This window comes from Halorubrum xinjiangense (genome assembly GCF_049604745.1).
Lineage (GTDB): Archaea > Halobacteriota > Halobacteria > Halobacteriales > Haloferacaceae > Halorubrum > Halorubrum xinjiangense_A.
In genome coordinates this window covers 2781870-2803869 of the sequence record NZ_CP187140.1, presented here as the reverse complement: position 1 = coordinate 2803869, position 22000 = coordinate 2781870, and the positions used below count along the sequence as shown (strand labels likewise).

General features: G+C 70.3%; 20 protein-coding genes. 12 read left to right on the top strand and 8 right to left on the bottom strand.

What is annotated here, in order from left to right; all coding sequences use genetic code 11:
- Positions 1 to 25: 25 nt before the first annotated feature.
- A complete protein-coding gene (locus ACOZ35_RS15250) occupies positions 26 to 1450 on the bottom strand; it encodes an HD domain-containing protein (protein WP_424014356.1) in 1425 nt (474 codons plus the stop codon).
- Positions 1451 to 1576: 126 nt separating this feature from the next.
- Between ACOZ35_RS15250 and ACOZ35_RS15245 the strand changes: the two genes are divergently transcribed.
- The 3 genes from ACOZ35_RS15245 to mtnP all read left to right on the top strand — a co-directional run bounded on the left by ACOZ35_RS15245 (position 1577) and on the right by mtnP (position 3739).
- On the top strand, positions 1577 to 1768 hold the full coding sequence (locus tag ACOZ35_RS15245; protein WP_424014355.1) for a hypothetical protein: 192 nt from the start codon (positions 1577 to 1579) through the stop codon (positions 1766 to 1768).
- Positions 1765 to 2763 (top strand): YeiH family protein, encoded by a 999-nt coding sequence (locus ACOZ35_RS15240; protein WP_424014354.1) that lies wholly within the window; start codon positions 1765 to 1767, stop codon positions 2761 to 2763. Before ACOZ35_RS15245 ends, ACOZ35_RS15240 begins: the two co-directional genes overlap by 4 nt.
- Before the next feature lie 91 nt (positions 2764 to 2854).
- Positions 2855 to 3739: an S-methyl-5'-thioadenosine phosphorylase gene (mtnP, locus tag ACOZ35_RS15235; RefSeq protein WP_424014353.1), complete on the top strand. Its 885-nt coding sequence runs from the start codon at positions 2855 to 2857 to the stop codon at positions 3737 to 3739.
- A gap of 492 nt (positions 3740 to 4231) precedes the next feature.
- Here mtnP and ACOZ35_RS15230 read toward each other — a convergent pair whose 3' ends face one another.
- The 3 genes from ACOZ35_RS15230 to ACOZ35_RS15220 are packed head-to-tail and all read right to left on the bottom strand — an operon-like array spanning position 4232 to position 9294.
- Positions 4232 to 5221: a segregation/condensation protein A gene (locus tag ACOZ35_RS15230; RefSeq protein WP_424014352.1), complete on the bottom strand. Its 990-nt coding sequence runs from the start codon at positions 5219 to 5221 to the stop codon at positions 4232 to 4234.
- Entirely contained in the window at positions 5214 to 8798 is a 3585-nt protein-coding gene (gene smc / locus ACOZ35_RS15225; protein WP_424014351.1) for a chromosome segregation protein SMC, read from the bottom strand. The genes ACOZ35_RS15230 and smc overlap by 8 nt, the downstream gene beginning before the upstream one ends.
- A gap of 16 nt (positions 8799 to 8814) precedes the next feature.
- Positions 8815 to 9294, bottom strand: a complete 480-nt coding sequence (locus tag ACOZ35_RS15220; protein WP_424014350.1) for a DUF7518 family protein — start codon at positions 9292 to 9294, stop codon at positions 8815 to 8817.
- Positions 9295 to 9454: 160 nt separating this feature from the next.
- On the opposite strand from ACOZ35_RS15220, the gene ACOZ35_RS15215 reads away from it, so the two are divergent.
- From ACOZ35_RS15215 to ACOZ35_RS15200, 4 genes are all read left to right on the top strand, one after another.
- The gene (locus ACOZ35_RS15215; RefSeq protein WP_424014349.1) at positions 9455 to 10060 is read left to right on the top strand and encodes a double zinc ribbon domain-containing protein; all 606 of its coding nucleotides are present in this window, start codon (positions 9455 to 9457) and stop codon (positions 10058 to 10060) included.
- Between the two features lie 216 nt (positions 10061 to 10276).
- Positions 10277 to 10456 (top strand): ribbon-helix-helix domain-containing protein, encoded by a 180-nt coding sequence (locus tag ACOZ35_RS15210; protein ID WP_004595187.1) that lies wholly within the window; start codon positions 10277 to 10279, stop codon positions 10454 to 10456.
- A 4-nt stretch (positions 10457 to 10460) separates the two neighbouring features.
- On the top strand, positions 10461 to 11696 hold the full coding sequence (gene ftsZ, locus ACOZ35_RS15205) for a cell division protein FtsZ (RefSeq protein WP_424014348.1): 1236 nt from the start codon (positions 10461 to 10463) through the stop codon (positions 11694 to 11696).
- Between the two features lie 193 nt (positions 11697 to 11889).
- Positions 11890 to 12921, top strand: a complete 1032-nt coding sequence (locus ACOZ35_RS15200) for a zinc-binding dehydrogenase (protein WP_424014347.1) — start codon at positions 11890 to 11892, stop codon at positions 12919 to 12921.
- A 13-nt stretch (positions 12922 to 12934) separates the two neighbouring features.
- On the opposite strand, the gene ACOZ35_RS15195 is transcribed toward ACOZ35_RS15200, so the two are convergent.
- The 3 genes from ACOZ35_RS15195 to ACOZ35_RS15185 all read right to left on the bottom strand — a co-directional run bounded on the left by ACOZ35_RS15195 (position 12935) and on the right by ACOZ35_RS15185 (position 16230).
- Positions 12935 to 13705, bottom strand: a complete 771-nt coding sequence (locus ACOZ35_RS15195) for a CDP-alcohol phosphatidyltransferase family protein (RefSeq protein ID WP_424014346.1) — start codon at positions 13703 to 13705, stop codon at positions 12935 to 12937.
- 89 nt (positions 13706 to 13794) lie between these two features.
- Positions 13795 to 14181, bottom strand: a complete 387-nt coding sequence (locus tag ACOZ35_RS15190) for a DUF7475 family protein (RefSeq protein WP_424014345.1) — start codon at positions 14179 to 14181, stop codon at positions 13795 to 13797.
- Positions 14182 to 14250: 69 nt separating this feature from the next.
- On the bottom strand, positions 14251 to 16230 hold the full coding sequence (locus ACOZ35_RS15185) for an aldo/keto reductase (protein WP_424014344.1): 1980 nt from the start codon (positions 16228 to 16230) through the stop codon (positions 14251 to 14253).
- Positions 16231 to 16358: 128 nt separating this feature from the next.
- Between ACOZ35_RS15185 and ACOZ35_RS15180 the strand changes: the two genes are divergently transcribed.
- From ACOZ35_RS15180 to ACOZ35_RS15165, 4 genes are all read left to right on the top strand, one after another.
- Positions 16359 to 17234, top strand: a complete 876-nt coding sequence (locus tag ACOZ35_RS15180; protein WP_424016082.1) for a hypothetical protein — start codon at positions 16359 to 16361, stop codon at positions 17232 to 17234.
- Positions 17235 to 17337: 103 nt separating this feature from the next.
- Positions 17338 to 17715, top strand: a complete 378-nt coding sequence (locus ACOZ35_RS15175) for a 6-pyruvoyl trahydropterin synthase family protein (RefSeq protein ID WP_017342394.1) — start codon at positions 17338 to 17340, stop codon at positions 17713 to 17715.
- Positions 17712 to 18812 carry a glycosyltransferase family 4 protein gene (locus ACOZ35_RS15170; protein ID WP_424014343.1) on the top strand — a complete coding sequence of 367 codons (1101 nt, stop codon included), beginning with the start codon at positions 17712 to 17714 and terminating at the stop codon, positions 18810 to 18812. Before ACOZ35_RS15175 ends, ACOZ35_RS15170 begins: the two co-directional genes overlap by 4 nt.
- On the top strand, positions 18809 to 19828 hold the full coding sequence (locus ACOZ35_RS15165; RefSeq protein WP_424014342.1) for a hypothetical protein: 1020 nt from the start codon (positions 18809 to 18811) through the stop codon (positions 19826 to 19828). The genes ACOZ35_RS15170 and ACOZ35_RS15165 overlap by 4 nt, the downstream gene beginning before the upstream one ends.
- Before the next feature lie 52 nt (positions 19829 to 19880).
- On the opposite strand, the gene ncsA is transcribed toward ACOZ35_RS15165, so the two are convergent.
- A complete protein-coding gene (gene ncsA / locus ACOZ35_RS15160) occupies positions 19881 to 20903 on the bottom strand; it encodes a tRNA 2-thiolation protein NcsA (protein WP_424014341.1) in 1023 nt (340 codons plus the stop codon).
- A 552-nt stretch (positions 20904 to 21455) separates the two neighbouring features.
- Between ncsA and ACOZ35_RS15155 the strand changes: the two genes are divergently transcribed.
- A complete protein-coding gene (locus tag ACOZ35_RS15155; protein WP_424014340.1) occupies positions 21456 to 21974 on the top strand; it encodes a DUF4442 domain-containing protein in 519 nt (172 codons plus the stop codon).
- Positions 21975 to 22000 lie beyond the last annotated feature (26 nt).

Below are 22000 nucleotides of genomic sequence, written 5' to 3'. Positions count from 1 at the left end.
CGGCTGTCGACGGCTGCTCATCCGCTCACGCGCTCGTTTTTCCCGTGATCTCCCGCTCGAACGCTTCCTTGAGCACGCGGATCGCCCGTCGCTTCGTCCCGTCGGGGACGAAGACGAAAGGAATCGGCACGTCGAACGCGCGGTCGCCGTACAGTCCCCAGTCGGCGACCGACCGCGTCGTGCCGCCGTACGCGATGGGGATGTCCTCCAGTTCGTCGGGGTCGTAGGCGGGGACGTACGAGCGGTCGATCCACACCTCGTGGACCGGCACGTCGAGGGCGTCGGCGAGGAGCCGCTCTAAACGGTCGTCGCCGGCGGTGAGCCACGCGGTGAACTCGTCGAGGGGGTCGCCGTCCACGTCGAGGTCGGCGGCGAGGTCGCCGCCGACCCGGTCGGCGAGCGCGATCCGATGTTTCCAGCAGGTGGCGGGGAAGCGCCGCCCGCGGAAGCGGTCGTACATCGACGCGAGCGTCGAGTCGGGGTTCTCGCGGGCGGCGGTCCGGAGCCGTTCGAGCACCGCGTTGTCGTCGAGCTCGCGGTCAAGGATGCCGTCGACCGTGACGGGGCTCTCCCCGGTCTCCCGCTCGTACTCTCCGAGCAGGGCCTGAAGAAGCCGGTTTGCGTACACCGACTTGTGGTGCTGGGTGACCCACATGTACAGCGCGATCCGCCCCTCGAGGTAGTTGCCGATGGTCGAGAGCGCCTTCTCCGAGAGCGCGAGGCCAGCCTCGGGGTGGGCGGTGTACGCGTCGACCATGCGCTCGACGTCGAAGCTCAACACGCCCGCGCCGGTCATCTCGTTGTCACGGGTGATGTAGTCCAGCCGGTCCACGTCGATGGGAGAGTGGAGCAGCTGGGCGCCGACCCCGTACTGCCATGGCTCGCCTCGCTCGTACGCGAGGCTGTAGCCGAGCACGTACGCGCACACCTCGAAGGGGTCCACGTCGAAGTCGCGAAGGGCGTCGCCGTACTCCTCGACGATGATCACGCAGCCGAGCAGCTCGTGCGGGTTCGCCGAGCGGAGCGGGGCGCCACCGACGCCGGCCGCGTCGAAGGCGTCGACTAGCCCGGTCTCCGCGACGCGCTCCCGGAGGACGCCCTCGTCGAGGAACCCCTCGGAGAGGTGCGAGAAGGGCGGGTGGCCAACGTCGTGGAGCAGGCAGGCGCACGACAGCGTGCGCTGGATCTCTTCGAGCTCGTCGACCGCAGCGTCCCGGGTGAAGTACGACTGCTGACGGAGGTTCTCGAAGACGGTCCGCCCGAGGTGGTAGACGCCGAGCGAGTGCTCGAACCGGGTGTGGTTCGCGCCCGGGTACACGAGGTGGGTCGCCGAGAGCTGGCGGACGTACCGCAGCCGCTGGAACGGCCGCGTGTCGACGACCCCCTCGACGAGCGCGTCCGGCAGCTCAATGTAGCCGTGAACTGAGTCTTTGATCTGTGTGGTGGGCATCGATTGTGGGCACTACACCCGCCCGCGCCCTGCCTCTTTCGGTCGTCGCCCGGTCGCCGTGCGCTCTCCGCCCCCGAGAACGCCCCGAGTCACACCGTATAAATGCGAGCGCGGCGAGTCACGCGTATGGTATCGGACGCCGCCGACGGCGCGGACGCTCGGCCCGACGCGGCCGACGCGACGGACGCGCGGCCGGACGCCGCCGACGCGACCGACCCCTCGCTCGTCGACCGCTGGACCGCGCTCGACCGCGGCTGGCAGGCGCTCGCGCTGGGGCTCGGGATCGTCGCCGCGCACCTCGTCGGCCAGGCGCTGTGACGGGGGTCGCCGAGGTGGTCCGGGCGTACCTCCCCGGCCTCGCGCTGCTCGCGGGCGGCGCCGTCGCGGCGACGCTCGTCGCAGACGCGGTCCCCGGCCTCCAGCCGCTCGTCGTCGCCGTCGCGATCGGCGTCGGGGTCGGGAACACCGTCGGGATCCCAGAGGTCGCGGAGCCGGGCGTCGACGTCGACAAGCTGTTCCTAGAGACCGGGATCGTCCTGCTCGGCGCGGCGGTCGCGGTCGAGGAGTTCCTGACCGCCGGCCCGACCGTCCTCGGCCTCGTGGTGGCGTTCGTCGCCGGCGGGCTCCTGTTCGCGGAGGTCGTCGCGCGCGGGCTGTTCCGAATCGGGTCGCCCACCTCCTCGCTGCTCGCGGCCGGGGCGAGCATCTGCGGCGTCTCCGCGGTCGTCGCGATCGGCAGGGTGCTGGACGCGCGTGGAGCCTCGATCACGTTCGCGGCCGCGACGATCCTGCTGTTCGACGCCGTAACGCTCGTCGCGTTCCCGCTCGCGGGCGAGTGGCTCGGCCTGACAAGCCGGCAGTTCGGCGTCTGGGCGGGCGTGAGCATGTTCTCGACCGGCCCCGTCGCGGCCGCGGGGTTCGCCTACTCGCCCGAGGCGGGCCAGTGGGCGACCGTGACGAAGCTGGCGCGCAACTCGCTGCTCGGCGGCGTCGCGGTCGCGTACTCGCTGGCGTACACGGCGCGCTCGGCCGCCGACCCCGGCGTTAGGCGGCTGTGGGCAGAGTTCCCGAAGTTCCTGCTCGGCTTCCTGATAGTCGCCGCGATTGCCAACAGCGGGCTGCTCTCGCCGGCCGCGCTGGTGTCGATCGGCCGTGTCTCGGACGCGCTGTTCGCGCTGGCGTTCGTCGGCCTCGGGCTCTCGATCCGAGTCGACGACATGCGCGCGGTGGGCGCCGCGCCGGTCGGCGCGGTGTTGGTCCACCTGCTCGTCGTCAGCGCGGTCGCGCTCGCGGCGGTGCGCTGGCTGCTGTGAGGCGCGTGCCCTGAGGCCGGCGCCGAGGCCGTCGACCACGCGCCGCGATCGGGTTCACGTCATATAAGTAGCGAGCGGGCGCACTCCGAGTATGGGAACCATCGGATTCATCGGCGGCAGCGGCATCTACGAGGCGCTCCCCCTCAACGACGTGCGGGAGGTCGAGTTCGACACGCCGTACGGCGAGCCGAGCGATGCGGTGACGATCGGCGAGTTCGGCGACACGGGCCGCGAGGTGGCGTTCCTCCCGCGCCACGGCTCGGACCACGGCGTCTCGCCGACCGATCTGCCGTACCGCGCCAACATGTACGCCTTAAAAAAGGCCGGCGTCACCCACATCTTCGCGTCGAACGCGGTCGGGAGCCTGAAGGAGGAGTTAGAGCCCGGAACGCTCGTCGTCCCCGACCAGATCTACGACCGAACGAAGGGCCGCGACCTTTCCTTCTACGGCGACGGGGTCGTCGTCCACCAGCCGTTCGCGGACCCGTACAGCCCGGAGCTCGTCGACCACCTCACCGAGGCCGCGGAGTCGGCCGTGGGCGCCGACGGGGACGCTGCCGCCGACACGAAGGTCGTGAAGGGCGGCACCTACGTCTGTATCGAGGGGCCGCAGTACTCGACGCGCGCGGAGTCGGAGTTCTACAAGAGCCAGGGCTGGGACCTCGTCGGCATGACCGCGATCCCCGAGGCGAAACTGGCCCGCGAGGCTGAGATCGCGTACGCGACGATCGCCGGCGTCACCGACTACGACGTCTGGAAAGAGGACAGCGAGGTGACGCTCGAAGAGGTGCTCGAAAACGCCGAGCAGAACCAGAAGGCGATCAAGGCTGCCGTCGAGGCGGCCGTGCGGACGCTCCCGGAGGACCTGGAGTGCGACGCGCACACCGCCCTCGAAGGCACCGTCAACACGCCGACCGAGGCGATTCCGGAAGAAACGCAGGAGCGCGTCGAGCCCCTGCTAGGCGACTACTTATAAGTCGTTGAGACCGGATCGGCGGAGAATCCCTCCAAAGCCCCAGTCGCGAGGCCGACGTACGCTCGCTGCGTTCCTCGGTCGGTCGCTATCGCTCCCTCCCTGCGGTACTTGCGTCGCCTACGTCGGCCTCGCGACTGCCCCTTTGAGTCCCGCCCCGCACAGCAACCACCGGAAGACGTTCCTGCTCGCTCACTCCGTTCGCTGCGCGGGCTGCGACTTCCGTGCTCCCGCTCGCTCCCTCCGGTCGCTCGCGGGACCGCAGCCTCACACCTCCCCAGCCTCGTCGGTGGTCCTCCGCTTCGCTCCGGACCACCGACTCCCTCGCGCGTGCTCCTCGCGGCCGCCTTCGGCGGCCACTCGGAGGCACGCGCCACCGCCTCCTTTGTCGATAACTGATCGCCTGAGGCTTTGACGGGGTCCACCGTCGGTTTGGCGCTAACCGTTTATAAAAAGGACAGAGATTCCGGAGCCGGCCACGGTCTCGAAAACGTACTAGTCCGCGATTGCCTCGGACTCGCCGGTCATCGCGGTCGGGTCCTTCACCCAGAGGTCGCCGAACAGGTCGTCCTGCTGGAGCCGGACTGATCCCCGATGAGCCATGAACAGCAGCGCGAGGTACGTCATGAACGGGCGGCCGCCCGCGGTCTCGATCTCCGCGAACAGCACCTCCGTGCGCCCGCGGTCGAAGTGGGTCCGGAGGGCGTTGTCGATCTCCACGATGACCTCCTCGATGCCCTCGTCGTGCGTGCGGTCGGTCGCCTCGCCCGCGGTCGGCTCCCCGTCCTGTCGGAACTCGTCGCCGGCGTGGTAGTCGAGCGTCTGCGTGCCGCGGGCGTGGCCGTGCGGCGACTCCGAGGTGTCGTACTCGCGGGAGTCCTTCCACCACGAGCCGCGCTCGGCCTCGCGGAGCTCGCGGACCAGCTCGTCGAGCGTCTCCGGCGACCCGCGGGTGTTCTTGCGATCGAGCCGACGGTGGATCTCCTCCTCTAACTTGTCGACGGGGTCGAAGTCGCCGTCGGCCGGATCGGGCGCGCCGCCCTCCATGGCGACCTCCCACGGCTCCGGCTCGGGCTCCTCGTCTTCGTCGTCGTCAGCCAGCATCCCGTCGCTTTTCATCCGGAGGAGGACGCTGGCGTAGAACAGCGCCCGCCCGGTCGTCCGGAGGTCCGTCTCGTCGAGCTTCTCTAAGAACGCGTCCGTCACCTGGACGATGTCGATGTCCCACGGCTCGATCTCGCCCTCCTCGGCGAGCTGGACGAGGAGCTCGACGGGCTCGACCTCGTCGTCGTCGGTCTCGTCAGGGGGTGAGACGTCGGGCACCGGGTCGGACTCGTCCGTCGCGTCCGGATCGGACTCCTCGCGCGAGTCGGCTCCGTCGCCCCCCGACGCGTCGTCGGCGAACGGGTTTGCGCCGTCGCGCTCGCTCGTCAGGTCGAGGCCGGGGACGCCACCGTCGGTGGCGCCGTCACCCTCGTCAGTCATCCGCGCTCACCCCCTCCTCGTCGGCGTCGTCGCCGAACTGCATCCCGGTCACCGCCGAGAGGTTGTCGCCCTGCATCGTGACGCCGATGGCGCGGTCCGACCGCTCCAAAAGCGCCGAGCGGTGGCCGACGACGACGAACTGGGCGTCCTGAGCGAGTTCCTCGATCATCTCGCCGACGCGCTCGGCGTTGACCGCGTCGAGGAACGCGTCGATCTCGTCGAGCGCGTAGAACGGCGCCGGGTTGTGCCGCTGGACCGCGAAAATGAAGGAGAGGGCGGTGAGCGACTTCTCGCCGCCGCTCATCGCGTCGAGCCGCTGGACCGGCTTGTCCGCGGGCTGCGCCTTCATCGTTAACCCCTCCTCGAAGGGGTCCTCCGGGTTCTCCAAGACGAGCTCTCCGCTGCCGGCCGAGAGCCGCGCGAAGATGTCCTCGAAGTGGTCGTTGATCGAATCGAACGTCTCCATGAACGTCTCCTTCTTCGCCGCCTCGTACCCCTCGATGCGCTCCTCGATGGCGTCCCGTTCCTCGACGAGCACGTCGCGGCGCTCCTGGAGCTCGTCGAGCGCCGCCTGGACCTCCTCGTACTCGTCGATGGCGAGCATGTTCACCGGTTCGAGCGCCTCCATCTCCGATTCGAGCTCCTCGATCCGCGACTCCACCTCGTCGAGGTCGGGGATCTCGTCGGCGTCGTAGGCGCCGACCTGCGACTCCAGCTCGTCGATCTCCCACTCCAGCCGGTCCCGGCGGTCGGTGAGGTCCGAGAGGTCGGACTCGGCCTCCGAGACGAGCGACCGCTGCTCGTCGCGCTTCCGGGTCGCCTCGCGGATCTCCTCGCGGAGGTCCTCGCGTTCCGCCTTCAGCTCCGTGAGCTCCTCCTCGAGGTCGGCGATCGCCTCCTTCTTTGCCGCCAACTCCGCCTCCTTCTCCTCGATCGCGGCCTCGTGGTCGGCGATAGCCTCCTCGGCCTCCGCCTTCGCGTTCTGCGCCTCCTCGACGTCGTCGTGGAGGTCGTCGAGCGCGTCCTCGGCGTACCCCTTCTCTAGCTCCAGCTCGTTGATCCGGCTGTCGAACGAGTCCATCCGCTCCTCCAGCTCGTCGATCTCCGCGCGGATCTCGTCGGCGCGCTCGGAGAGCTCCGGGATCTTCGAGTCGGCGAGCTCGGCCTCGATGTCGTCGATCTCCGCGGCGAGTTCGTCGATCTCCGCATCGGTTGCCGCGAGCTCCTCGTCGAGTGCCGTCATCTGCTCGTCGACCGACTCGCGTTCGGCCTCCAGCTCCTCAAGCTCGTCTTCCAGCTCCTCGATCCGATCTTCCGCCTCCGCGAGGTCGTCCTCGGCGCGCTCGACGTCCGCCTCCAGCGAGCGCACGCGCTCGGCCGCGTCGGCCTTCCGGTCGCGCGCGTCCTCGATGTCGTCGTCGAGCGCGTCGATCTCCGACTGGACCGACTGCCGCTCGTCCTCGAGGTCGGAGATCTCCGTCGCGAGCCGCTCGAGCTTGCCGCCGCCTGACTTCGTGAACGAGTAGCGGGAGCCGCCGCCGGAGCCGCCGGTCATCGCGCCCGACTTCTCGACGAGGTCGCCGTCGAGCGTCACCATCCGGTAGTCGCCCATCAGCTCGCGGGCGGTCGACATGTCCTCGACGACGAGCGTCGAGCCGAGCACGTACGAGAAGATCGACTCGTACTCGGCGTCGTAGTCGACGAGGTTCCGCGCGAAGTCGACGACGCCGGGCAGCGAGGGCTTCCGCGGCAGGCTCCGGTCGTCCATCTTCGTGATGGGGAGGAACGTCGCCCGGCCCGCGTTCCGCTGCTTGAGGTAGTCGATACACGTCGAGCCGACGCCGTCGTCGTCGACGACGACGTTCGCCAGCCGGCCGCCCGCGGCGGTCTCGCAGGCCTCGGCGTACTCCGCCTCGACCGACCCCAGCTCGCCGACGGCGCCGTGGACGCCGTCGATGCCGCCGTTCTTCACCTCGGTGACCGCGCGGGGCCAGGAGGCGTCGCCGCGCTCGTCGGCCGCCGCCTCCAGCTTGGCGTACTCGTTCTGCTTCTCGCGGAGCGTCCCCTCGATCTCCTCTAAGCGCTCCTCCTTTTCCGCCTTCTCGGCGAACAGGTCGGCGACCGCGTCCTCGATGGTCGACTGGTTCTTCTCGGCCTTGTCGAGCTCGCTTTTCAGCTCGGAGATGCGCGCCTTGTGTTCCGGCAGCGACTCGCGGGCCTCCTCTAACTCCTCGCGGGCCTCGCTCACGGCGTTCGAGCGGCGGCGGGCCTCGTCGAGCAGCCGGTCCTTCTCGCGTTGCGTCTCGTTTTTCTCCTCGCGGAGCGACTCGATCGCCTCCTTCTTCTCCGCGAGATCGCTTTTCAGCTCGTCGAACTCCGTGTCCGCGCCCTCGATCTCGGCCTCGACGTCGGCCAGCTCCGAGCGCTTCGTCGCCAGCTCCGACTTCACCGACGCCTTCTCGACTTTCGTCTCGCGGATCTCCGCCTCCAACTCCTCGACCTTCTCTTCTTTCCTATCGATCTGAACGAACGCCTGCCGCCGGTCGTTCTCGGCCGACTCCGCGCGCGACTCGGCCGATTCGATCTTGTCCTCCAGCCGCGAGACCTCGCCTTTGATCTCTTCGATCTCCGAGCGGATCTCGATCTGTTCCTCCTCGCCTTTCGTCTCGATCTCGTGGTTGAGGTCCGCGAGATCCTCCTCGAGGCGGGTGAGCTTCCCCTGTCTGGCGTCGAGCTCCTCGCGGAGATCCTCGAGGTCCGCCTCGGCCTCGTCGACGTCGCCCTCGACGTCCGCGAGCGCGTCGCGCTTCTCCTCTAACTCGGAGGCCTTCCGGAACCCGCGGTACTCCTCTAACTCGTCGCGGAGCTCCTGGTACTGGAGGGCGGTCTCGCGCTCGTCGGCGAGCTGGTCGAGCCGGTCCTGCTTCTCGCTGATGCGGAGGTCCGCCTCGCCGATCCGGTCTTCGACCGTGTCCAGCTCCTCGTAGGCGGCCTCCTTCTTCTCGTCGAACTCCGCGACGCCCGCGATCTCGTCGATGATCCCCCGCCGCTGGTAGGGGGTCATGTTGATGATCTCGGTCACGTCGCCCTGCATCACCACGTTGTACCCCTCCGGGGTGACGCCCGCGGCCGCGAGCAGGTCCTGGACGTCCGAGAGGTTCACCGAGCGCCCGTTGAGGTAGTAGTACGAGTAGTAGTTGTCCTCAGTCTCTTTCACGCGGCGCTTGATCGTGATCTCGGAGACATCGCCGACGTTCTCCGTGCCGGCCGCAGAGACGACCTGTGACCGGTCGAGGGTGCCGTCCTCGTTGGAGAGCACGACCGTGACGGAGGCCTCGCTCGGCCCGTCGGCGGCCTCGCCGTCGTCGTGGCCGGGGTTGTAGATGAGGTCGGTGAGCTTCTGGGCGCGGATCCCGCGGGTGCGGGCCAGCCCGAGCGCGAACAGGACGCCGTCGATGATGTTCGACTTCCCGGAGCCGTTCGGGCCGGTGACGACGGTGAAGTCCTCGTAGAACGGAATCCTCGTCGTTCGCCCGAAGCTCTTGAACCCGTCCAGAACGACTTCAGTGATGTGCATGGGGTCTGACGACCGCTTACGCGACGATGATGTCGTCGCCCTCGCTCGACTCGCCGTCGTCGTCCTCGGCGGCCTCTTCGGCCCCTCCGTCGGCGTCGGGCGTCGTCGCCGACTGCTCGGGGACGATGACGTCGTCTCCCTCGCCCGCGTCCTCGGTCGCCGCCTCCCCGTCGGTACCATCAGACGACTCCTCGACCGACTCGAAGACGTCGACGTGGTCGTCGGAGTGCGTCGTCCTCTCGCCGCCGGACACCGCTGACGCGTCGGCGTCGGCCTCGTCGCTCGCGGCCTCGTCGGCCGCGGGCTCGCTAGCCGCGGCGTCCGCCGCTTCGGAACCGGCCGTCGCGCCGGCGGCCGCCTCCTCGACCGCGACCGACCGCTCGTCTTCCAGCTGTCGGACGCGCTCTTTCATCTCGACGAGCTCTTCGGTGAGCCCGTTGACCGCCGCCTGTAGCTCCGCGACCTGCCGTTCGAGGTCCTCGACGCGGTTACTCATTATATACACGCATGCTCGCGCGACGCGTATAAATCTGCGTCAGACACATGTGTGACCAAACCGCACGATTCGACCGTCGTTCGCCCGAACGTTTCGGCGCTGTGAAACGTGTCAGACGCCAGGGGAAGATACTTGTACTGACCGAGGATACCCCTTCGGTATGAGCAAGATCACCTTCCGGGCGGACGACGACCTCGTCGACCGGCTGGAAGCGTGTGACGCCTCCAAAAGCGAGGTGATGCGGGAGGCGCTCCGGACCCACCTCGACGGCGAGGGGGACGCGTCCGACGCGTCCGACGCGACGACCGGGAGCGTCGACGACGCCCTCGCGGACCGCGTCGACGATCTGATCGCGGAGCGGCTCGACGCCGCGCTCGACGAGCGGCTCGGTCCGGCGGGCGGCGCCGCAGCGGGGACGTATACGCCCGGAAACGCCGGCGATATCAACGTAAACGTCACGCTCGACGCTCCGAACGCCGGATCCGACGAGCGGGACGACGAGGTGCGTGTGACGCGTGAGACGGCCGGCGAGACGGAGCCGAGCGCGCGTAAGACGGAGCCGAGTCCGGGCGCGCAAACGCGCGAAAACGCCTGCGGCGGATGCGGCGAAATCGTCCCGTCTGACCACGTATACTGCCCGAACTGCGGTGAGAAACAGTCACACAGAGCGTTCTGTGAGTGCGGCGACGAGCTCCGAACTGACTGGGCGTTCTGCCCCGGATGCGGACGCCGGACCCCGGCAGCGGACGTTTTGAAAGACAAATAACCGGCCATAGTACGCCGTATACGCCGATATTCGGGCGTTTTCACGTTCTGTCTTACAGCCGCCGGTAGTTTTATAATGGTTCGCTCGGTGACTTCAATTGCGTAAGACGGTCGTCTTACAGCGGGCGTCCGGTGTGGGGTTCCGCCCCGCAGTCGGGCGGTTTCGCGCTGTAAGACACACGCGTCGCGTGTTCGCCGTCTTACCGGGGGAATACCAATGGAGCGTGTGACACTACGAATCCCGAAACAGCAGATCGACGAGGTCGAACAGATGGTGGAGACGGGCGAGTTCCCGAACCGGAGCGAGGCGATCCGGTCGGCCGTCCGCGACATGTTGAACGAACAGGACGGCGAGCGCGACGAGCGCGGCCGCAACCGCAACTGGGCGAAGGTGTAAACTGATGCAAGATCTCGTTCAGGACGCCCTCGACAACGCGGAGGCGGAGAAGCGCGACATGGATGACGTCGACATGGGCGACGACGAGTTCGGGGACCCCCGGATCGTCATCGTCGGTGCCGGCGGCGCCGGGAACAACACGGTCAACCGGCTCTACAACATCGGCGTCGACGGCGCCGACACCGTCGCGATCAACACGGACAAACAGCACCTCAAGATGATCGAGGCCGACACCAAGATCCTCGTGGGCAAGTCGCTCACGCAGGGGCTCGGCGCCGGCGGCGACCCCAAGATGGGCGAGCGCGCCACCGAGATGGCTCAGGGCACGATCAAGGAGGTGCTCGGCGACGCGGACCTCGTCTTCGTCACCGCCGGGATGGGCGGCGGCACGGGCACCGGCGCGGCGCCGGTCGTCTCGAAGATCGCCAAAGAGCAGGGCGCCATCGTCGTCGGGATGGTCTCGACGCCGTTCAACGTCGAGCGCGCCCGCACGGTGAAAGCCGAGGAGGGCCTCGAAGACCTCCGCAACGAGGCAGACTCGATCATCGTCCTCGACAACAACCGCCTGCTCGATTACGTCCCGAACCTGCCGATCGGCAAGGCGTTCTCCGTGATGGACCAGATCATCGCGGAGACGGTGAAGGGGATCTCCGAGACGATCACCCAGCCGAGCCTCATCAACCTCGACTACGCGGACATGTCGACGATCATGAACCAGGGCGGCGTCGCGGTCATGCTCGTCGGCGAGACGCAGGACAAGAACAAGACCCAAGAGGTGGTCAACGACGCGATGAACCACCCGCTGCTCGACGTCGACTACCGCGGCGCCTCGGGCGGGCTCGTCCACATCACGGGCGGCCCGGACCTCACGCTGAAGGAGGCCGAGGGGATCGCGAACAACATCACCGAGCGGCTGGAGGCGAGCGCCAACGTGATCTGGGGCGCCCGCATCCAGGAGGAGTACAAGGGGAAGGTGCGCGTCATGGCGATCATGACGGGCGTCCAGAGCGCGCAGGTGCTCGGCCCCTCCACCCAGAAGCAGGCCGACAAGTCCCGCGCCGCGGTCGACGCCGACGACCTCGGCGACTCGCGCTCGCGGGCGGCCGAGGCGAGCGAGAGCCCGGGCGCCGGCGGCGACCGGGGCGAGCCGGCGGTCTCCGGCGGCACCGACCGCGGCTGGGAGTCCGACGGCGGCAGCGAGCCGATCGAGAAGAACAACGGGCTCGACGTCATCCGCTAAGCGTCTCGCGACGCAGACCGCTGCGGTTCGGTTTCGATTCCGTTTTCCGTCGATACCGTTCCGACCCGCGCACGGCGCGAGGACTTAACATCACACGGTCCGTGTTGAGCTACGTGTCACGTCACCAGCCGAGCCGGGGGGCGCGGCGTCGCTCCGGCCCCGTCCGCGGACGGGCCAAGTTCGCGACGACACGATGACCGACGCGGCGCTCTACTTCACCGGCCCAGAGGCCGTCGAGGTGCGGGAGACGGCGGTCGGCCCGCCGGACGCCGACGAACTGCTCGTCGACACCCGGGCGTCGGCGATAAGCGCCGGGACGGAACTGCTCGTGTACCGCGACCAGACGCCGGGAGACTTCCCGGCCGACGAGACGCTCGACGCGCTCGACGGCGACCTCTCGTATCCCCTCCAGTACGGGTACGCCGCGAGCGGGGTCGTCAGCGAGGTCGGCGCGGACATCGACCCGGACTGGGTCGGGCGGTCGGTGTTCTCGTTCGTTCCCCACCAGACGAGCTTCCGAACCACCCCCGACTCGGTGGTCGCGCTCCCGCCGGGGACGACGCCGGCCGTCGGTTCGCTTCTCCCCTCGGTCGAGACCGCGACGAACATCGTCCTCGACGCCGCTCCTCGGCTCGGAGAGCGGGTCGTGGTGTTCGGCGCCGGCGTGATCGGGCTCTGCGTCACCCGACTGCTGGCCGCGTTCCCGCTGGAGTCGCTCGTCGTGGTCGACCCCATCGAGCGTCGGCGGGCCCTCGCCGCGGCGTTCGGCGCCGACCGGACGGCGACGCCGGGGGCTCTCAACGACGCCACTGACGCCGACGCCAACCTCACCGGTTCGGACGCCGCCCTCGACGACGCCGACCTCGCGGTCGAGCTCTCCGGCCAGCCGAGCGCGCTCGACGACGCGCTCGGCGTCGTCGGCTACGACGCCCGGATCGTCGTCGGGTCGTGGTACGGCACCAAGCGCGACCCGATCGGGCTCGGCGGGCGGTTCCACCGGGACCGCATCGACATCGTCTCCAGTCAGGTGTCGACGATAAGCCCCGAGCTCCGGGGGCGCTGGGACCGCGACCGACGCATGGACGCGGCGCTCGAACGGCTCGATCGGGTCCCCGCCGACGAGCTGATCACCCACCGGATCCCCTTCGAGCGCGCGCCGGAGGCGTACGAGCTGCTCGACTCGGCGGCCGACGAGACGGTACAGGTAATCTTGGAGTATTCGTGAGCGGCCGCCGCGGTCACCGGCTGTCGGAGAGGCGCCCGCTGACGAAGAGGTAGTCGCGCGTGAACACCGCGAGCGACGGGAGCAGGACGACTGGCGCGACGGTCCACACGAGCCTCGTCGGGACCGGCGGGACGAGCGCGACCGTCACGAAGACCATCTGGACGCCCGCGAGGTACTTCCCGAGGTCGCTGTCGGGGAGGTCGCCGACGGGGAGCCCGCGGACGCGGCGCAGCCACACGGCGCCGCGGAAGACGTATCGTGCGGCGGAGATCGAGAGGTACCAGACCGGCAGCAGCCCCCACAGCACCGCCACCAGCGGCGCGGCGACGAACCCGAAGGTGTCGAACGCCATGTCGAGCCGGCGGCCGACCTCGGTCTCCTGACCCAGCGTCCGGGCAAGAGTCCCGTCGAGGTTGTCGAGGACGACGCCGGCCCCGTAACACAGCGCCGGCGCCCACGCGAGCGACGTCCCCGGCGGGACGACTGCGAACCCGGCGACGACAGCGTACAGCGCCCCCCGAACGAGCGTGACCGCGTTCGCCAGCCCGAACAGCCGGCGCCAGAACCGCCCGGCCAGCCGCTCCGGATCGAGCCGGTAGCCGACGTACCAGAGCTGGCCGGCCCAGCAGGCGCTCGCGACGACGGCGGGAGAGAGCCCCCACCGGCCGGTCGCGTCCGTCGGATACAGCCAGAACAGGAGCGCTGCGAGCGCGACCGCGGCGACGAGCGGGAGCCCGACGCCGACCCCGACGCGGACGGAGCGCCGCCGGCGCGCGCCGGCCATCTACTCGTCACCCCCGATCTCGGTGGCCCCGGCGGCGGTGCCCGCGACCGCGGTCCCGTGTCGCGGTCGGCGCTCCCGAGCCGACACGGTTATCGGCGGAGCAGGGCGACCAGGACGGCGAGCAACACGACCTGTGCGACCTTGTCGACGGCGCCGAGCGTCCCGACGTCGGCCGGGAACGACTTCCCCCCGCCCGCGAAGTTGAAGACGTACCACAAGACGATCTGGACGAGCGTGAAGGGGATCCCGACGGCGTACACCGCCCGGCGGCGGTAGTCGAGCAACACCAGCACGACCGCTCCGAGGAAGCCGAACCCGGCGAGAAGGAAGCTGACCCGCAGCGGCAGCGGGAGCCCCCCGACGCCGAGGCGGATGTGGACGGCGGCGGTGATCAGCGCAGCGGCGATGCCTACCCAGTGGAGGCCGCTCAGCGACCCGACATCTATCGCCGGCCCTTGTGATTCGGTCGTTGCCATATCACACGCACGGGCTTCACTCACATAGAAATACCGCCCGAATTGCCGGTTCCCGCTCGATCCCGACCGTCACCGCTCGAAGTCTGGGTCGCGCAGGGCGTCGACGCGCGCGATCTCGTCGGCGGTCAGCCGCTCGCTCCCGGCCGCGAGGTTCGCGACGACGTGCGACTCGGCGGTGCTCGACGGGATCGGGACGACCCCCTGCGAGGCGTTCCACGCGATCACGACCGCGGCCGGCGAGAGCCCCCGCTCCGTCCCGATCGCGTTCAGGACGGGCTCGTCGAGGAGGCCCGGCGCCGACAGCGGCGAGTGCGCGACCACCCGGATCCCGCGCTCGTGGCAGAAGTCGACCAGATCGTTCCGGGGGCGGTAGGGGTGCCGCTCCACCTGCACGAGCGCCGGGTCGATCTCCCCGGTCTCCAGCACCGTCTCCAACTGCGCCCGCGAGACGTTACAGATCCCGAGCGTTCTGGTCCACCCTCGCTCGTGAACGGCCTCCAAGTTCTCCCACGCGGTCGCGAGCGACACGTCGTCGGCCGCGAGCTCGCCGTCCGCGTCCTCGGGGAAGGTGAGCGCCTCCTGTCGCTCGACCGGCTTCTCGGCGAGGCGGCGAAGCTCGCCCCGGTGTTCGAGCGCCGACGGCCAGTGGAGCGCGTAGCAGTCGAACGCGTCGATCCCGAGCTCCTCGCGGCTGCCCGCGCAGGCGGCGAGCAGGTGCTCGCGGCGGTGGTTCGTGCGCCACGCCTTCCCGAGGAGGAACACGCGCTCGCGGTCGGGCGCGCCCGGCGCGGCGAGCAGCTCCCCGATCCGGTGTTCGTTGCCGTACAGCTCGGCCGAATCGAGGAGACGGTAGCCGGCGTCGAGCGCGGTCGCGATCGAGTCGGCGCGCTCGACGTACTCCCCGTCGCGGTAGCGCGAGCAGCCGAAGCCAACGGCGGGGAGCCGGAGGGCGGCGGCGCCCGATTCGGTCCGCCCTCCGATCTGCGTTTCTGGCCTCACCACCGACGCCGGCGGCGGGTCGGCGGTCGCGCCGCAGTCGTCGACCGCGACCGGGCCGTCGCCCTCGGCGGCCGCCTCGATCGCGTTGCAGACGGCGACGACGTGGGCGCCACGTCGTCCCCCGGCCCGCGACGGCGACCCGGCCTCGACCGACGCGACGAGGCGCTCCACGGCGTCGACGTACTCGTAGGGTTCGTCGGGCGCGTCCGGCGGCGCGCTCACGTACTCCCGGCCGACGCGGCCGAACCGGACGGCGTCGCGGTCGTCGCCCATCGCGCCGGTCCCCTTCAGGTACAGGGAGCCGTCGTCGCCGTGGAGCTCCAGTCCGTAGAACTCCCGGCTCCGGTGAGGCGCGTAGAAGCTGGCCGTGAGTCTGACGGTCGGCCCCGCCGCGAACGCCAGCGTCGCCTCGACGTGGCTCGGCGTCGACGGCCGCCGCTCCTCCCGGGCGGGCCAGACGTCGAGGGCGTCGGCGACGCGGACGCGCTCGACCGGCCCGAACCACGAGACGAGGAGCGCGAGCGGATACACCGCCCCGTCGTACAGCGGCCCGATCTCGAGGAAGGAGTCGGGCCGGTCGTGCCAGTCGGTGACGCGGCCGACGTGGGCGTGGGCGTAGCCCAGTCCCACCGGCCCGAGCCGCCCGTCGGCGAGGAGGCGGCCCGCGCGGCGCTGCGAGGGCGCTCGCGGCGTCCCGGGCGCGCAGCCGAGGGCGAGCCCGCGGTCGCGGGCGAGTCCAACCAGCGCGAGCGCCTCGTCGGCGTCGAGCGCCAGCGGCTTCTGCGAGTAGACGTGGCGGTCCGCTTCGAGCGCGGTCCGCGTCACCGCCGCGTGGGCCGCGTGGCTCGTCAGGTTCACCACGAGCGGCGCGTCGACGCGCTCCAGCGCGGTCTCTAGGTCGGTGAACGACGGGCAGCCGTGGGCCGCGGCGAGCGACGCGGCGCGGTCGGCGTCGAGGTCGACGACGCCGGCCAGCGACAGCGAGCTCTCCGGCACGCCGGCGGCGTACTCCGGCGCGATCGCCCCCGCGCCGACGAACAGGCAGTTCACGGTCGTACCGAGGCGGCGAGACGTATAGGTGTCCCGACGAGATCGGCGTCGCCGGGGGCGACAGCGGCGCTCCCGCCGGAGCGGTTTAGTCGTCTCGCGCCGAACTCACGGTCGTGACGGAGCCGGGCATGGGCCGCCTTGGGACCGCCTACCTGCGCGGGCTACAGGCGATCGGTCGGCGGCTCGACTACGGAACGAACGCCTTCGACCGCGAGTGGGACGTCCTCGTCGTCCTCGACGCCTGTCGGGCCGACCTGCTGCGCTCGGTCGCGCCCGACTTCGAGTTCCTCGGTGAAGTCGAGACGGTTCGGTCGGTCGGGAGCTCCTCCTCGGAGTGGCTGGAGAACACCTTCGTCGGCCACCCCGAGACGGCGCGGACCGCGATGGTGACCGGCAACACGTGGACCGACCGCTACCTCGACGCCGACGCGTTCGCCGCGCTCGACGAGGTCTGGAAGTACACGTGGGACGAGGAGGCGGGAACCGTGCCGGCGGCGGCCGTGAGCGACCGGGCGATCGCGCTCGCCCGCGAGCGCGACCCCGACCGGCTCGTCGTCCACTACATGCAGCCGCACCACCCGTTCGTCCCGGATCCCCTCGACGGCGACGACGGGCTGGCGCGGACCGGGAGCCACAGCAACGCGGGGAACCCGTGGGTGCTGCTCCGGCGCGGCGAGGTCTCGGTCGAGCGCGTCTGGACGGCGTACGAGGCGAACCTCCGACACGTCCTCGACGAGGTCGAGTCCCTCGCGGCGAACGTCGACGGGCGGATCGCGGTCACCGCCGACCACGGCAACTGCTTCGGCGAGTGGGGGCTGTACGGCCACCCGATGCACACGCCCGTCTCCGCGCTGCTCGACGTTCCGTGGGCGACGATCGACGGCGCGGACGAGGGCACGCGCCAGCCGACCCTGACGCCGCCCGAGCCGCTACCGGTGTCGCGGGTCCACGGCGGCGAGAGCGAGACGGACCGGGACCGGCTGCGCGCGCTCGGCTATTTGTAAGCGGCCGTTACCGCCGCTCGCGGATCGGTATCGGTACCCTGACGCGTCGAACGGCCTTCCGCCGCCCTCCGGATTTAGGTTGCTCGCGCCCGTGGATCGGTTCATGTACGCGACGACGGTGCTGACGGACTTCGTGGCCCAGCACTACCTCACGGTCGTCGACGAGGGGCCGGAGAGCGTCCCGCACTCCCACCACTTCGAGGTTGAGCTGACCTTCCGCGGCCCCGAGCTGAACGAGCACGACTACCTCGTCGACATCGACGACGCCGAGGCGGCGCTCGGCGACCTCGCGGACCGCTACCGCGACGAGCTGCTCAACGACCTGCCCGAGTTCGAGGGGTACAACCCCAGCGTCGAGCGCTTCGCCCGCGTCGTCTTCGAGCGCGTGACCGACGCCGTGACCGACGACGCCGTAAGCGAGCTGGCCGTAACCGTCTGGGAGGACGACGCGGCCGCCGCGACCTACGACGCGCCGGTATGAAGGTCGGGCTCGCGCTGTACGGCAGCCTCGACGAGCAGTCGGGCGGGTTCCGCTACGACCGGCAGCTCGTCGAGGGGCTCCGCGCGGCTGGCGACGCCGTCGAGGTCGTCGAGCTCCCGTGGCGGGGGTACCCGCGCGGGCTGCTGGACAACGCGCTCCCGGGGGTCCGCGACCGCCTCCGCGTCGACGTCGACGTGCTGCTCCAAGACGAGCTCGCGCACCCCTCGCTTTTCCTCGCCAACCGCGACCTGCCGTACCCGGTCGTGAGCGTCGTCCACCACCTTCGCGCGAGCGAGCCGCGCCGGCTCTCGCCGCTGTACCGCGCCGTCGAGCGCCGCTACCTCGCGACCGTCGACGGCGTCGTCTGCAACAGCGCGGCGACCCGCGACGCCGTCGCCGCCCTCGGCGTCGATCCCGCGGCGACCGTCGTCGCGCCGCCCGCGGGCAACCGGTTCGACCCCGCGATCGACGACGCTGAAATCGGGGAACGGGCGAGAGAACGTCCCCTCCGGGTCGCGTTCGTCGGCAACATCGAGCCGCGGAAGGGGCTCGACACGCTCGTCGAGGGGGTCGACCGCGCCGACGCCGCCGTCGACCTCACGGTCGTCGGCCGCGCGGTCGACGAGTCCCACGTCGCCGACGTGCGGCGACTGGTCCGGGAGCGGGGGCTCGGCGACCGCGTCCTCTTCGCCGGCCGGCTGTCGGACGCCGAGCTGGCAGACGCGCTCCGCGAGAGCCACGTCCTCGCCGTCCCCTCCCGGTACGAGGGGTTCGGGATTGTCTACCTGGAGGGGATGAGCTTCGGCCTGCCGGCGATCGCCTCGCGGGCGGGCGGCGCGAGCGAGACGGTCGCCGATGGCGAGACGGGCGTCCTCGTCGATCCGGACGACCCCGACGCCGTCGCCCGCGCGCTCGACGGGTTCGCGGCAGATCCCGACCGGCTCGCCGAGATGGGTCGCGCCGCGAGGCGGCGGTACGAGCGCCACCCGAGCTGGGAGGAGACGACGGCCCGCGTCCGGGGGCTCCTTGCCGACGTCGCCGACACCTCGGACGCGCCCGAGGCCGTCGACGCGGCCGAGCCGGAGGTGTCGACGTGACGGGGACCGACGACGCCACGGGCGGCGACGGCGGTCCCGCGGACGGCGACGCCCTCGCCGCCGACGCCGCCGCCTTCCGGCGCTACCTACGAGCGAAGCGAAGCGTCGACGACCGGGCGCTCGACCGGCGGCTCGTCGGGACCCTCCGCGAGCGGCTGGCGGACCGCGCGGCGGCGCGTGGCGATCCCCTGCGCGTCTTGGAGGTTGGCGCGGGCGTCGGGACGATGATCGCCCGGCTGATCGACTGGGAGGTCCTCCCGCCCGGGGAGACGCGGTACGTCGCGGTCGATCGCGACCCGGACGCGCTCGCCGGGCTGGGTCCCTTCCTCCGGGAGTGGGCAGCGGGACGAGACGCACCGACGTCCGTCGACGATGGCGGCAGCGGCGACGACGCCCTCGTCGTCGAGACCGACGCGCGCACGGTCAGGGTCGAGCCCGTCGCGGCCGACGGGGTCGCGTACGCCGCGGCGCACGCAGACGAGTTCGACGCGCTGATCGGGATGGCGCTGCTGGACGTGCTCGGGCTCGACCGGCTCGACGCGCTGCTCGACGCGCTGGCGCCCGGCGGGACCTACTACTTCCCGATCACGTTCGACGGCGGGACCCGGTTCCGCCCGGCACATCCGGACGACCGGGCGATCGAGCGGCTCTACCACCGGCACATGGACGAGAAGCCGGGCGGGAACAGCCGCGCCGGCGGCGCCGCGCTCGCGCGCCTGCGCGAGGCGGAGGGCTCGACGCTCCTCGGAGTCGCCGGCTCCGACTGGGTCGTGCGCCCCGCCGACGGCGAGGCGGGCTATCCTGGCGACGAGGCGTTCTTCCTCCGACACATCCTTGACACCGTGGAGGAGGCGGTCGGCGAGGTGATCGCCGCTGACGGAGGAGAGGCAGGGTCCGTCTCGGCCGCCGACCTCGACGCGTGGCTCGAAGTTCGTCGGCAACAGGTCGACGACGGGGAGCTCGTCTATCTCACCCACCAGCTCGACCTCATCGGTCGCGCCGACGGTGAGGCGTGAGTGACGGCCCGGTCACGTCGACGGTGATGGCGGCGGGTGAACGACGCCCCAGTCAGGTCGCCGCCTCGATCGAGTCGAGCAGGCGGCACTTCCGACAGACGTCCCGGCTCGTCTTCGAGCCGCAGCGCTCGCACTCGCGGAGGGCGGAGCTCTCGCCGTCTCCCTCGTCGCCGTCGTCCTCCCCGTCGCCGCCGGCTCCCTCCTCGTCGCCCCCGCGGTAGGCGTCGGCCGCGAGCGCGGACAGCTCCTCGTAGCCGGCCATGATCGAGTGGCGGGCGCCGGGGTGATTTTCTTCGAGTTCGTGGATCGTCGACTGGATCTCGCCGCGGTACGCCTCCTCGGCGTGGGGGCACTCGGCCATGTGCGTCGGGAGGTCGCGGACGTGACAGTATAAGGCGATCTCCTTTTCGGGCACGTCGCGGAGCGGCTTGGCGCGCGGGACGAACGCGTCGGTGGCCTCGCGCTCGTCGAAGGGCCCGAGCGAGGCGTCGAAGTGTTTCGCCACCTGCCGCACGTCGCCTTCGAGGAAGTTCATCATCGCCGTCTGCGCCTCGTCGTCGAGGTTGTGGCCGGTGAGCAGCTTGTCGGCGTCGAACTCGGCGGCGTACTTTTCGAGCAGATCGCGGCGGAACACGCCGCAGTACGCGCAGGCGGCCATGTTCTCGGGGTCGTCCTCGACGACGTCGTCCATGCGCACGTCGAACTCCTCCTCGTAGGAGACGAGCTCGTGGCGCAAGGAGAGCTCGTCGGCCAGCTCGACGCAGGCGTCGACGCTCGCGTCGCGGTACCCCTTGATCCCCTCGTGGATCGTCAAGGCGAGCATCTCGACGCGAGGGTCCTTCCCGAACACGTCGTCTAAGATCCGCGTCAGGGCAACGCTGTCTTTCCCGCCGGAGAGCCCGATCACCCAGCGGTCGGGGTCGTCGGGCGTCGCGTCCGGATCGAGGAGGCCGTCCTCGCGGACCCGACGCTTCACGCGCTTCTCGACCGACTGCCGGAGGTGTTCACCACAGAGGTGTGCCCCGGAGTAGGCGGCGTGGTGGATCGCGTCGGCCCCGCACTTGTCGCACTCCATCGATGTCGGGTTGCGGTCGCGCGGGGATACGGGTTTCGGGCCGAGACGACGTGAGCGCGGTGGTGGGATTGAGCGGTAGCGACGCCGGCGAGAGCATCTTCGAACTCCCAGCGACTCATTTATAAATGAATACTGGCAGATCGGCGGCGAATACCTCTGAAGCCCCAGCCGCTTACTTATAAACAGCTGCTGAGGGATCGGCGGTGAACACTTCCAAAGCCCCAGCCGTGAGGGCGACGCACGCTCGCTGCGCGCTTCAGTCGCTCGCGTTGCTCGCTCCTTCCAGTGCTTGCGTCGCCTGCGTCGCCCTCACGGCTGCCCCTTTGAGTCCCACCCCGCCCCGCACAGCACCGCACCTCACGCCTCCCCAACCTCGCGGTTCGCGCTCTCCGAGCGCTCACCGCGTCCCTCGCACGCGCTCCTCGTGGCCTATCGGCCACTCGGAGGCGCGCGCCACCGCAGTCGGCATAAGTAAGCGTCCGACATCGACAACCCCCGGCCGGTTGTCGCCGGTTCCGACACCGGTTTGTCGCCGGCCCGTCGCGGATCGCCGTGAGCGATTCCCCGACCGGGATCGACCGCGACCCGGATCCGCGGCCCCTGCGCGAGGACCCGCCGGCGGAGAGCCGCCGGACCCGGCTCTGGCGGCTCGGGTTCAACCTCCTCCCCGCGTACCGCGGCACGGGGGCGCGCGTCGACCACATCGCGGCCGACTGGCGCTATATTCGAATTCGACTGCCGCTGAACTGGCGCACCCGCAACGCGGTCGGCACCATCTTCGGCGGCAGTATCTACGCCGCGATCGACCCTGTGTACATGATGATGCTGCGGCGGGTCCTCGGCGACGCGTTCACGGTGTGGGACAAGTCGGCCGCACTGGAGTTCATCGAGCCCGGCCGCGACACGCTGTACGCGGAGTTCGACCTCCCGGTCGCGCAGACGGAGGCGATCCGCGGGGCGCTGGATCCGGGCGAGTCGACCGACCGCGAGTACCTCGTCTCGCTCGTCGACGACGAGGGAGAGGTCCACGCGGCCTGCGAGAAGACGCTGTACGTGCGGCGCGACGCGTGAGTCGGACGAGAGCCCTGCGGTTCGCG

Excerpts from the sequence above, each read along its gene's own strand:
- ACOZ35_RS15200 (WP_424014347.1), top strand. The coding sequence starts at position 11,890 with ATGACCGACGCGGCGCTCTACTTCACCGGCCCAGAGGCCGTCGAGGTG.
- ncsA (WP_424014341.1), bottom strand. The coding sequence starts at position 20,903 with ATGGAGTGCGACAAGTGCGGGGCCGACGCGATCCACCACGCCGCCTAC.
- ACOZ35_RS15190 (WP_424014345.1), bottom strand. The coding sequence starts at position 14,181 with ATGGCAACGACCGAATCACAAGGGCCGGCGATAGATGTCGGGTCGCTG.
- ACOZ35_RS15170 (WP_424014343.1), top strand. The coding sequence starts at position 17,712 with ATGAAGGTCGGGCTCGCGCTGTACGGCAGCCTCGACGAGCAGTCGGGC.
- ACOZ35_RS15215 (WP_424014349.1), top strand. The coding sequence starts at position 9,455 with ATGAGCAAGATCACCTTCCGGGCGGACGACGACCTCGTCGACCGGCTG.
- ACOZ35_RS15220 (WP_424014350.1), bottom strand. The coding sequence starts at position 9,294 with ATGAGTAACCGCGTCGAGGACCTCGAACGGCAGGTCGCGGAGCTACAG.
- ACOZ35_RS15180 (WP_424016082.1), top strand. The coding sequence starts at position 16,359 with ATGGGCCGCCTTGGGACCGCCTACCTGCGCGGGCTACAGGCGATCGGT.
- ACOZ35_RS15175 (WP_017342394.1), top strand. The coding sequence starts at position 17,338 with ATGTACGCGACGACGGTGCTGACGGACTTCGTGGCCCAGCACTACCTC.
- ftsZ (WP_424014348.1), top strand. The coding sequence starts at position 10,461 with ATGCAAGATCTCGTTCAGGACGCCCTCGACAACGCGGAGGCGGAGAAG.
- ACOZ35_RS15210 (WP_004595187.1), top strand. The coding sequence starts at position 10,277 with ATGGAGCGTGTGACACTACGAATCCCGAAACAGCAGATCGACGAGGTC.
- ACOZ35_RS15230 (WP_424014352.1), bottom strand. The coding sequence starts at position 5,221 with ATGACTGACGAGGGTGACGGCGCCACCGACGGTGGCGTCCCCGGCCTC.
- ACOZ35_RS15195 (WP_424014346.1), bottom strand. The coding sequence starts at position 13,705 with ATGGCCGGCGCGCGCCGGCGGCGCTCCGTCCGCGTCGGGGTCGGCGTC.
- smc (WP_424014351.1), bottom strand. The coding sequence starts at position 8,798 with ATGCACATCACTGAAGTCGTTCTGGACGGGTTCAAGAGCTTCGGGCGA.
- mtnP (WP_424014353.1), top strand. The coding sequence starts at position 2,855 with ATGGGAACCATCGGATTCATCGGCGGCAGCGGCATCTACGAGGCGCTC.
- ACOZ35_RS15250 (WP_424014356.1), bottom strand. The coding sequence starts at position 1,450 with ATGCCCACCACACAGATCAAAGACTCAGTTCACGGCTACATTGAGCTG.
- ACOZ35_RS15245 (WP_424014355.1), top strand. The coding sequence starts at position 1,577 with ATGGTATCGGACGCCGCCGACGGCGCGGACGCTCGGCCCGACGCGGCC.